An 11,226-nucleotide genomic window follows, 5' to 3' on the forward strand; every position below is an offset into this window, starting at 1 on the left:
GTTGTTTATTTATTGTAGGATTGAGAAGACGTCGCCTGGGAGTTAACCGGGCACGCAAGATTAAGGGACGTTGGTGTCGAGTTGGGTTCCCCTCCCCCCCCTAACTCTTGGCACCACCTGGCGGCGCTAAAAATCACTCTGGCAGAATTTGCGCCGCCAGGCTCCCCTTTTTTTTGTTTAAGATTGGACTAATCTGGACGGCAGGAGAGCGCATAATCCGCTGTGTCAGATCCTGCGCCGACGGGTGGTGGACATCCTCGTCCGCCACGTTCAATTCCGGAGACAACCGCTTCATGGCGGGTTTCCGCCATGGCGGACAGGTGAAGCAAACCCACCCTACGGACCTCCAAACAGCGGGACAACGGATCGTGTGCTACTTCAGTAGGATCATCTTGCGCGACGCAACGAGTTCACCCGCCCGCAAGCGATAGAAACAAACACCGCTCGCGACCGCTCTGCCGTGATCATCAGTGCCGTTCCAGATGACACGATGTGTCCCTGGCGGCACCGATTCATCGATCAGCGTTGCGATCTTCTGTCCGAGCACGTTGAAGATACTCAGCTCTACTGGAAGCGCTTTGGGTATCGAGTACTCTATTTCGGTGGCCGGGTTGAACGGGTTGGGATAATTCTGCGCGAGATGGAACTCCCTGGGAAGGCCATCGGGATCGTTGCCGACATCGGTCGGCAGGTATACGTGGGGTCGCCCGAATACGTTCAGACCATCGACACGCGGATCGGACCAGACAAACCATGCCCGCCCCCGAAACGCGTCAACCGCCGGATCGCGCATGAATTCGGTTGTCGTCGTTGAGGCCGCTTCATTTACTCCGATCAGCGTGAGGGCGGGATCGACAATCTGGAAGTAGGCTTTCGGCGCGCCGCCGCGTTGATCGAGCCAGACAAGGCTGGAATGTTGATTCTCACATAGCGAGACAGCCGGCGACAACGGCAACGCCTGCGGCGAATCGGTGATCTCGATCGGCCCGCCCAACACGCTGCCGTTCGAGCTCAACATAGTCAGAAAGCCTCTCCTGACCCCAAGATCGGATCCAATCCAGAACACCGCCACCCGACCGTCAGAACCAATATCTACAGCGGCATCCTCTATCGTCCCCGGTGAGGTCGGCGCGTACACAAACGAACCGGCATCGCTGCGATCAGGATTGAACCGTCGCACCTTGACGCTCGGCGTGGCCGCGCCCACGTCCAACCAGGCCACCGCGATGTGATCGGTGTTGTCGTTTCCCACAGCAAGGCGGGTTAACGAAATGTCTTGCGCCGGCTGGGAAAGGAGCACATCAGATCCCTCCGGAAGGCCTGTATTCGCCAACCACCTAGCGTAAACCTGCGGCGCGCCGGAGCGGCTGTCCAGCCATGCCACCAGCCCGGTGCCGTCGGACAGTAACGCGGCTGCCGGTGAAGACTTCGCGGCCAGCGAAAGCGAATCTGAAAAGAGAATTTCGCCTGACCTGAATGCGCCGTGAGGTGTCATCCGGCGGCCAAAAATGTGTTGACCGGAAAAACCGCCGACGTTACGCGCATCGTTCCAGACAAGCAATACCCAGTCGCCGTTGATGGCCATGTTCGGTTCCGCCTGCAAACTCCGCCCCACATCCTGGTTGGCCCTGGCTTCGCCGCCGAGAAAATCTCCGGCGTGCGATATGACGCGTACGAAGATATCGCCTTCGTCATTGCGACGGTCGACCCAGGCAACCAGATTCCACCAGTCGGTAGTGGTGAGAATGCGCGGAGAGACTGAATGTGCTCCCTGCGAGTCGTCGTTGGCCATAAGCTCGGCGCCAAGACGGCGGTTGCCCGAGGCCTCATAGAGCATGAGGGCAATATCAGGGTCGTCATCGGCCGATTCTGTCCAGGCCACCGCATAATGGCCGCTCCGACCGAAAGCCGCCGATGGCGCCCAGCGCTGGCCGAGAGCATTCATATTGACTACGGCGGGAAGGCCGCTCGGCGCCATCCCGGAATCGAGCATAAGTGACTCAATCGAGTTGTCGGCTCCAGAGGCGCTCCACAGGGCGTGGATTCTCCCGCTCGTGGACGCTGAAAGATGGAGATCACGATTCAGCACTGAACCGAGACCACTGGAAATGAGTTGGTTGCTTCCCACCAGGCCGGTGGTTTGGTTGTACCTCTGCAGGTATATTTCCTGACCCTGGCGGTGATCGGTCCAGCCGATTACGTAACGGTCTTTTGTCGAGTAAGTTATTCTCGGCGAATACTGGTTGGCTGTATTGGCCGGAGGGGGCACGAGCGCGAAATCGCTGCCGACAGCGCTCCCCGCGCCCGTATACTGGCGGGCGTAGATGTCCGCCTGGCCGCTGCGATAGTCTTCCCAGCTGACTACGAAACCGGAGCCAGGCGCGCAGGCCACAGTCGGCGCCCAGTGATTGACCGAACCTCCATCGGTATTAACCTGCACCGGCCCGACCAAAGACAATCCGGCTGCTGAGTAGAGCCGCATTTGAATAGTCGAACCCAGGGCGGAATAACCCTCCCAGACCATGACGATCTGGCCATCGGGAAACACCGCCATGTCCAGCAGACCGGCGAATCCGCTCAGGCTGGTGTCGCTTACGAGTACCGGGCCCCAATCCGGGGAACCATCGGCAGCAAAACGGGAAACGAAGATCATGCCGCCGGTCTGATCGCGCCAAGAAAAGTAGATGCGGCCCAGCGTATCCAACGCAAGTCGTGGGTCAGCAAAGTCAGCCCCTATCGACGAACTTGCCAGTAGTTCGTTGCCGGCACGCGGAGTCCCCAGTGAATCGTACCGCTGACAAAAGATCTTCCGGCTGCCCATCCGGTCATCATCCCATACTACCCACCAGTCACGATCGGCGATCTGAACTACTCTGCCTCGATTCTGATCGAACCGGGCGGGTGAGACAGACAGCGATATGCGGAAATCATCCCCGTTCGCAGCCGCTAGCGCGGAAGCGGCCGCCAACAGAACAGGCTGACCGCGACGGTTCAGGTCAAGCCCGGACAGGCGCTGGTCGTGAGAGAGCCGATGTTCCACATCGGCAGTCGCTGACCGGGTCAGCTGCAACGACAGCGCGAAACAGACAAGAATCGGGCGCAACACTGATTTCCACTCCAGCACAAACGTAGGGGACATCGAAAACTGTAAGCGCAAAAGAGGTGCCTGTAATATAAGCATGGCGCCCGCTCGGCGCCAGAAGAATCCCCGCCCAAGGTCTTAGAAAACACATACTTACCGTCGCGGCCGAGGTACTTATCGGTGAGCCTCACTCACCCGCTCTCGGGAGGCGCAAGTCCATGCATATTCGGAGGCAGAATGGCTGCTCCAGGGGATGCGCAGATTCTGCTCCTGCCGTACTATTCACTTGCAAGGAGCAAAACACCGATATTGCTTGAAACCCATGCTAACCGATTGCCGTACTTTATCATGGGACCATGTCGGGGAAGTTTCCGTCTGGTCCGCTGTAGAGCTTGTAAAGAGGCATCGTGTATGGCTATGTGTATCGATACGGCAACCGAACACCCGTGGGGCGAAGATTGAAAAAAGGTCGCCCCGGTCACTTTGTGGAGTAGGCAGGCAACTTTGAGCTGTTGGCTAAGACAAATCATTCTAGCCGGCGTGGTCATCTCCTCGGCGGTAGCGACCGGCTGGTCGCAGGAGCGCACCCAGTCGCTCAAAGAACAACTGCAGAGCGAGCTGGACCGCCTATCCCGCGACGCTGCCGAGGAGTATCTTGACATACTCGAGAGTCTCCGCGATGTCTTGGACGACTACACCGACTACAAGCGTGAATCGCCCGACGACGCCGGGCACAACCCCAGGGCAGTAGAAGTGCTGCGCCAGAATATCCGGAAGGGATCGTACGGAGATAACCCCGAGAAACTGCTTGATGACCTGAGCGAGGCCATAGCAGAAATAAAGATGACCGAGAGCGATCACCGGGTCAGGTTCAACACGAACAACCCGAACTGCTGCCGATTGGATCGCGGCCTGAGAAAAGAGCTGGTCATCATCACCGAATTGGTCGAGGACTACCTGGACACCCAGCCGGGTGAGGTGCTTCGCTGGGACGAGATCAGCAGCTATGTTTCGAAGGCAATGAAGGCCCTGGCCGAATTGGAGAGCGCAAAGAAAAGTCACGGCGTCGAGGCCGAGGAGCTTCGCAAGGCGATCGACATGTTGCGCGCTCTGGGACTTGAGCGAAGAATAATCGTTGCCCCGGGGATGGCTCCTGAGGCCGAGCTGCCGGAGATGCACGACATACCGGAGATGCACGACATACCGGAGATGCACGACATACCGGAGATGCACGACATACCGGAGATGCCCGAATTACCTGAAATGCCCGAGATCCCGGAGTTTCCGGCGCCGCGCTCGCGCGGAAGGTCATCAACCCGGCAAGGCGAGCGCCACGTGCTTCACGGACAAGTGAACGTCACCAACACTTCGTGGCCGATAGTCGTTGAGAATCCATCGGGCGACATTGTCGTCAAAGGTGTTGACGGCAGGACCATAATTGCGACTCTCTCGCTCGAAGTAGCGTCTACCTCCCGAGCGAAGGAAAAGGAGTATCTTGAGCGAACCGTTCTCGCCGTTGGGAAAGAGGCAAACCGGTACGCTGTGTCGGTAGATCTCCCTCGTCTTAGCGATCACCGCACCGAGTTGGTCGGCAGCACGCTCGAGGTGTCTGTCCCGCGCGGCAGCAAGATCGATTGCTCGAGTGCCTTCGGCACCGTACTGGTGACTGAGATAAAGGCGCGCGTGACGGTAGATGCTGAGAATTCCACTGTCGAACTCCAGCGCCTAACCGGAGGGGCGGCCGTGCGCAGCTCGATGGGAGCGGTAACACTGACGGACGTTTCCGGTAACATGGACATAGAAACCTCTTACGCTCCGCTCAAGATGCTCCGCTGCAGCGGGACAATGCTTCTCGAAAACCAGTACAGCCCGATCTCGCTGGAGGACTGCCGGGGGGATGTCGAGATCAATAACACGAGCCTGGTCGAGATTTCGCATCACCAGGGCAATCTCACAGTCGAAAATCTCTATGGTCGGATCCAGATCGAGAAAGTCGAAGGTAACTTGTTTGTCAAGAATGGCTACCAGGCGATTGACGTAACCGATGTATCCGGCTCTGCCGAGCTGGAAAACCAGTACGCCGAGATCAGCGCCGACGGGATCAGGGGCAGCCTCTCAGTAACCAACAACTATGGCCCGATTTTTGTCGAGGCCCTGGCCGGTCCTCTGGAACTGAGCAACTACTACAGCAACAGCAGTATTTCCCTTGGTCGCGACTTCAGGGGCGGATCGACTGTCTCCAGCACCGGCGGTACAGTCAAGGTGTCGTTTTTTGGGCAACCCAATCTAGTGCTCGCGGTGCATAGTGTCGGCGGCAGCATTTCGAGCAGCCTGCCGCTCTCGGTGAGATCGCAAGGCGAGTCAAAATCAGCCGAGCTGGTGCTGGGCGAGGGGGGCGAGACGTTCGAGATTTCCGGCACCGGCAGCGCTATTATCGTGCAAGGGCGATAGGCGGGTGTGATCCCTCTTATCGAACAACGGGTTCACTTCTTATAAGCGGCCCACCGCACCCGGTCAGTTGATATCGATGAGCTTTATGGGAAGCATGGCCAGGAGCAGCCAGCCTGCCCAGAGGCAACATACCACCACCGCCGCTCTGCGCTTCGAAATGCCCGTCACGATCGGCAGGGCGGTTACCATAAGTATCGCAATCCAGATGCTAAAGATATCCAATCGTTCCAATACAGTAATAAGCAGCGATCCCTCTGATTCTCCGCTGACAAACGCGGCCGGACCTAGTTGAACGTCATAGCTTCCCTTTACGACCATGAGTGCGGCCACGATGATCTTCTCCGGAATCGTTACAAGGAAGATGAAACTCACAGCGGAGAACAATTGCTTGAAAGACGCTCTTTCTCGCAGCGACAGTGTTGACAATAAGAGGATTGTCGACACTGCGATCACTTTCATCACGTTAATTCCAGTCAATATAGCCGCTCCCAGGGCCACCTTCGTGTACGATATTGAGGTCGTCCTCTGGGCATCTATGTTGTGCAGCCGACGCGACACTTCCTGGGGTGAGAGTGTTGAATCGTTCGAGATTCGCTCCTTTAGATCAGCCATACGGTATCGACTGGTGGCCGCCTCAAATCCTACCGCGACCAAAGAACAAAGTACAAGCGGAACAAGCCATCGCGGAGTCTTCGAAAGCTCCCTGAAAGCTCTAGAAGGCTCGAAGAACAGATATGCAATTATCTTCAAATAACCGTATGGCTTAGTAGCCGGCGTTTCAACCGCCATTGCAGTCGATGCATTTCCCATTTCAGCATCTCCCATCCAATTAGTAATGTGCGAGCGATCCGGCGCGACGCGCTTGATTGAATCCCATCCGAACCGCCGTAAGTCCCAATGGCAATGTAACCAGAGATAGAATAAACAGAATTGTCAACTGTGGTGCAATTGTCGCTGTCGAAGCATTCTTGATAAGCGCGAGCCGCAACGCGTCCAAAGCGTAAGTAGTTGGCAACACGACCGAGATTGGTTTGAGGTAGCTCGGCAGATACTCCACCGGGAACAGCACGCCGGAAAACAAACCGGTCAACGCTGTAAAGGCCCAGGAAATCGGATCGCCAACCTTGGTCACAATGATAATGCCCGCGCTCATCAGGCCGATTCCCGAGAGTGAGGTGACGGTCAGAAACATAGCAGCAATGGCTGCAGGCACGTTGATATCCATCGGGATGCCAAAAACAAGTACCACAATTGCCAACAACAAGGCCACGTTCACCAGGACTTGCAAGAAATTCATCAGTCCAGAATAGAGCAGTATCAACTCAAGGGGAGTATTGGACAAGAGTAAGAACTCAAGAGTGCCCATTTGCTGCTCAGAACGGATAGTACCGGAAAACGAGCTGAGCGACACTCCCAGGAAGCTTGAGAAGGCCGTACCAATAATCAGGTAGGCCAAGAGATTCCCACCATAGGCGGCAAGGGCCGGAAAACTGTTGCCGTCGTTTAGGAATGTTCCCATAAATGTAAACTGCAGTAAACCAACAAAGCTGCCCACTATTCCCAGCACCAGCGCTGTCCTGTAGCTGAACAACGTTATGAGGCCGCGCTTGATAAACAAGAAAGCTCGATACATCGCCTCACCCCGCCAGTTGAATGAACACGTCTTCAAGGGACGCGGTACATGTATTGGCTCGTACAATCGCCAGACCTGAGTCCGTGACTTCTTTGAGCACGGCGCCCATATCGAACGAGCCGTTAGAGGTTATTACCAAGCGGGTGTCGGTCGCATCGATCGTGTGCAAATCGGACACTGATCTAATTCGTTCGGCCAGAGTATTCAAGCGATTTGCGGAAAAGTCAGAGGTACGGCAAAAGTCGATCTCAAAGCGCGTCTTCTTGCTCAAGCCCTGGAACTCCGCCAGGGTGCCGACCATCAAAAGCTTTCCCTCTTTGAGAAACCCAATCTGGTCAGACAGCCGCTCTGCCTCGGTCATATCGTGAGTTGTGAGAAGGATGGTTTTCCCCCGGTCCTTCTGTTCGGTCAGGATCTCTCTAATCGTGCGGGCAGAGGCGGGGTCGATGCCGCTATTTGGCTCATCGAGCAAAAGCACTGGCGGATCGTGCAGGAGTGCTCGTGCCAAAGCCAGGCGCTTTTTCATGCCGTTGGAGTAGCGCATGTATTGGAGTTTTGCGTCACCTTCCAAACCGACGAGCACCAGTAAACGTCCAATCCGCTCCGTCAGCGCGTGGCGCGGTATTCCGTATAGACCGCCGAAGAACTCCAGGTTTTGGGCGCCGGATAGTCGGTAATAGAAGCTCCGCTCTTCTCCCAGGACTAACCCTATACAGGCACGCGCTTGATATTCCCGTGTGCGCATGTCGTGATCACAGACTGTGACAGATCCAGCTTGAGGGACAATCAGACCGGAAACGATTCGAAGCAGCGTGGTCTTCCCCGCTCCATTCGGTCCAAGGAGCGTGAAGATGCAACCTGGCTCCGACATGAGAGACAGTTCATGTAAAGCTGGCCGCGTACTTTTGGCATACTGGTAGCTAATCTGATCCAGCGCAATCATGTGGGACGGGCCTCACTGGTTCTTCTGGAACGCGCGAGCACATGCACCAAGACCGAAACTACGAAGTAGCCCACGACACCGACCACCCCACCGAGCATTCCCGCATTCGCAGTAACATGGCTGAAAATTGGAAACAGGAGAGAGCGTGTGTAATAGTAGATATAGCCAAGAGCAACGCCTGAAGTGAACAGACCCCAGATCTCAACAAGGCTCTTTGTCGGTATGTGCGCGGCCGCCCATAGCGCCGCGGCAGCGCACAGCAGGACGGCCACGGTCCATTTGGACCTCGGCCGCACCACAAACACAATTGAGTTGATGAAGACGCCCCTGCAGACAATCTCTTCTAATGTTGCCCCACCTACCTTCCATGGCATTGAAGACTCGTACGACCAAATCGTACCTGGATACCTGTGAATCAGGATCGCGCCAGTAATGACTATCAAGACTACGCTTATCCACAACTTCCGATCGATCACAAATCCCCATGCGACAAAGCTCGGCAAATCTCGCGACAATCCTACAAGACCTGCGGCGGCAAAGAAGATTGTCCAGGCCAGCAGGAATACCGCCAAAGTTAGCTCTACCAGTATTGGAGAAGTATGCATCATGCCAGCACGCATGATGTTGGTGCACAGTCCGGTGGCGGCGTAAAGTATCGCCGCTGAAAGCAACAAATAACACCACCGGATCTGCGCGCTTGTATGAATTCCACGATTCAAAGCTGTGTCTTCCCGCGAACGTCCTCGGCAGTCAAACACTGCCTGACGTCATCAAGGCTCATCGTCTGGACTGGCTGACCTCAAGGCATCATTCACTTGAGGCAAGACTCTCAGAGGTTTTCCAGTTTTATTGGCATCCAAGGCGCACATTGCGCCTTGGGTTGCGCTAATCACGAGTCATAAATAAAGTAGAAACAGTAGTCACAATCAATGCCGCACCAACTGCTACAAAGTGCGGGACTACCAGTGCACCCGACCACAATGAACGGTATGCCACACCCAAAGCTCGATGTCGCCTGAGTAGGTTGTACTATCCATTTCATGCGTAATTCCTCCGCTATGTCGCGTCTTGGCCCTCATCATATGCACAAGCCAGGGTTTTCTGTTGTGTTCCTTCGCACGATGCGTTAGACAAAACTGTGAATCCGAAGTGCTCGGCACGAGTTTAGTAAAGCACTACGCACTTGTTGCCATAACAGTAGTCACAAGGGTCGGCGTCAGCGAAACAGGAGTCGCTACAACAGAACACAAACGTGCATATTTTCATATATATGACGCCATCGAACTGCGTACTTGGTTCAGCGATCCAATTCACAATCCACCTCCTTTCACACAAAACGGTTCTGGTTATATCATCCAACTCCACGGCTCAAATTAGCCTGCCTCCATAGTGCTCAATTCGACACATAGCCCGTATCTGGATTCGAAGGATCGGGCGCGGGGGAAGAGATGTTCACTTGTCCACGAACTGGTGACAGTAATCCGCGCCCTTGTGCCTCCTTCATCACCATCAACATCGGTTTGAGGTTGTGTGCCCACCAAACACAAGTAGTGCCCTGCGGATCAGTCAGCTCCTGAGAGTGAATTGTCCTGTATGGGCACCCGCCCAAGCATAAGGGTAGCACTTCACATACCAATCCGAAATCCGTGAGCCAGAGCGGTGCGATATGCACCGACCATCCAGAAAGAGAACTCCTGGCTCGCCATGCATTGAGACGCTATATCAGGACAGGAATTCGAGTAGTGCACAGTCTGCCCGAAGTATAGGCGAATATTAGGTTTCGAATGCAAGCCATGGCCCCTGAGAATGGAAAGCAACTCCGGAACATCCTCTGCGTTCCGCCGGTCTATGTTCACTCTGATGGACACTGCCGGTTTGCCTTTTTCTCCCATATAGCAGATATTGTCGAGTATTCGATCGAATGTTTCTCCTCCACCTCTCAGTGGTCTTCTCCTATCATGAACGTGCTTTGGCCCGTCTATGGTGATTTGGACGAACTTCACCTGATTCTGCGCCAGGAACTCAACATTGTCTGGGGTCAGCAGGTAGCCAATCGTAATCATGCCACTGTGGTAGACGCTTTTCTTTGACTCGCAGATTCGCACAAATCCAGTCGTTAAAGACTGGATTACATCCCTCGAAAGCAGAGGTTCTCCGCCGTACCACATGGCAAAGAATGCGGCGTTTTGCGGGATTTCCTTTTCGCACAGATACAACAAGTGCTCTTGAACGCTCTTGGACATGTCGCTGTCCTGATCCACCGCCATGCAATGTATGTCCTTACTTTCGTAGCAATAGTCGCAGGCAAAGTTGCACCTGCAGGTGGGCACGATTGTCAAACCGAATCCCTGATGGCCAAACCGTGCCTGGTAGTGGGAGGCCCTGATGGCGTCCAATTCGTCCAGTTCGGCGGGTGTGACAAACCCACCCTCTTGCAGGTTAACCACAAAATCGTCCTGTCCGTCGCCGTTGATTTCGCCCCGTGCGACTACATCGCATTATCGTTGATAGCTCTGCGGATCCATCTCGGCAAGCCCGCATCTCAACGCGTTAAACGCCAGCCAGTTGCCATTCTCGAGGGGGACCAAGTGATTATAGTATGACGCTTTGACTTTCTCTGCCATGACCAGTTTACCCCTTCCTAGTCAACTGCGGCCATATCAGTCAACGCGACTGACAAGAGCTCGTCTTGCACCTGTCACTGGCCATACGCGCCATTCACCGATCACTCAGCATACACCATCCGATGCCGATCGACATGCCGGCGCCGCTTCGCGACAGACTCCACCAATGCGCCTCAGTGGAACCAGCTCTTTCCCTACATGCCCGTGATTGTTGATTCCGCTGATACTGAACCTCGAGCCATTTGTCAAGTATTCTTTTTCGAATGCGGCAATAAAGTTTTTTGATTGGCGTACGGACGCGCTATAACGCGCTGTGGACTCGAGACCTGTTCCGCCAGGCTGTGTTTCGTAGACGCGAACTAGTGCTATGTCCCATGTTTAGCTTGCATTAATATTGAGGAGGTGGTATCTTTCTTTTTTCACGAAAGGAGATACCCTATGTCTCGTGGTCGCCCTGTTCCGCCGGTTCTTGTCACCCCCGCGGTTCGTCAGC

General features: G+C 55.1%; 7 protein-coding genes. 1 reads left to right on the forward strand and 6 read right to left on the reverse strand.

What is annotated here, in order from left to right; translation table 11 throughout:
- Positions 1-373: 373 nt before the first annotated feature.
- Positions 374-3,139 (reverse strand): hypothetical protein, encoded by a 2,766-nt coding sequence (locus tag AB1772_02820; protein MEW5795271.1) that lies wholly within the window; start codon positions 3,137-3,139, stop codon positions 374-376.
- Between the two features lie 447 nt (positions 3,140-3,586).
- Between AB1772_02820 and AB1772_02825 the strand changes: the two genes are divergently transcribed.
- The gene (locus AB1772_02825; protein ID MEW5795272.1) at positions 3,587-5,533 is read left to right on the forward strand and encodes a hypothetical protein; all 1,947 of its coding nucleotides are present in this window, start codon (positions 3,587-3,589) and stop codon (positions 5,531-5,533) included.
- Between the two features lie 63 nt (positions 5,534-5,596).
- On the opposite strand, the gene AB1772_02830 is transcribed toward AB1772_02825, so the two are convergent.
- The 5 genes from AB1772_02830 to AB1772_02850 all read right to left on the reverse strand — a co-directional run bounded on the left by AB1772_02830 (position 5,597) and on the right by AB1772_02850 (position 10,556).
- Positions 5,597-6,358, reverse strand: a complete 762-nt coding sequence (locus AB1772_02830; protein ID MEW5795273.1) for a YIP1 family protein — start codon at positions 6,356-6,358, stop codon at positions 5,597-5,599.
- Positions 6,359-6,362: 4 nt separating this feature from the next.
- Positions 6,363-7,166 (reverse strand): ABC transporter permease, encoded by an 804-nt coding sequence (locus tag AB1772_02835; protein ID MEW5795274.1) that lies wholly within the window; start codon positions 7,164-7,166, stop codon positions 6,363-6,365.
- Between the two features lie 4 nt (positions 7,167-7,170).
- The gene (locus tag AB1772_02840) at positions 7,171-8,109 is read right to left on the reverse strand and encodes an ABC transporter ATP-binding protein (protein MEW5795275.1); all 939 of its coding nucleotides are present in this window, start codon (positions 8,107-8,109) and stop codon (positions 7,171-7,173) included.
- Positions 8,106-8,828 (reverse strand): CPBP family glutamic-type intramembrane protease, encoded by a 723-nt coding sequence (locus AB1772_02845; GenBank protein ID MEW5795276.1) that lies wholly within the window; start codon positions 8,826-8,828, stop codon positions 8,106-8,108. Before AB1772_02845 ends, AB1772_02840 begins: the two co-directional genes overlap by 4 nt.
- 906 nt (positions 8,829-9,734) lie before the next feature.
- Positions 9,735-10,556 carry a radical SAM protein gene (locus tag AB1772_02850; GenBank protein ID MEW5795277.1) on the reverse strand — a complete coding sequence of 274 codons (822 nt, stop codon included), beginning with the start codon at positions 10,554-10,556 and terminating at the stop codon, positions 9,735-9,737.
- Positions 10,557-11,226: the final 670 nt, after the last annotated feature.

The organism is Candidatus Zixiibacteriota bacterium (assembly GCA_040752815.1).
Lineage (GTDB): Bacteria > Zixibacteria > MSB-5A5 > GN15 > FEB-12 > JAGGTI01.

Excerpts from the sequence above, each read along its gene's own strand:
- AB1772_02840 (MEW5795275.1), bottom strand. The coding sequence starts at position 8,109 with ATGATTGCGCTGGATCAGATTAGCTACCAGTATGCCAAAAGTACGCGG.
- AB1772_02835 (MEW5795274.1), bottom strand. The coding sequence starts at position 7,166 with ATGTATCGAGCTTTCTTGTTTATCAAGCGCGGCCTCATAACGTTGTTC.
- AB1772_02830 (MEW5795273.1), bottom strand. The coding sequence starts at position 6,358 with ATGGGAGATGCTGAAATGGGAAATGCATCGACTGCAATGGCGGTTGAA.
- AB1772_02820 (MEW5795271.1), bottom strand. The coding sequence starts at position 3,139 with ATGTCCCCTACGTTTGTGCTGGAGTGGAAATCAGTGTTGCGCCCGATT.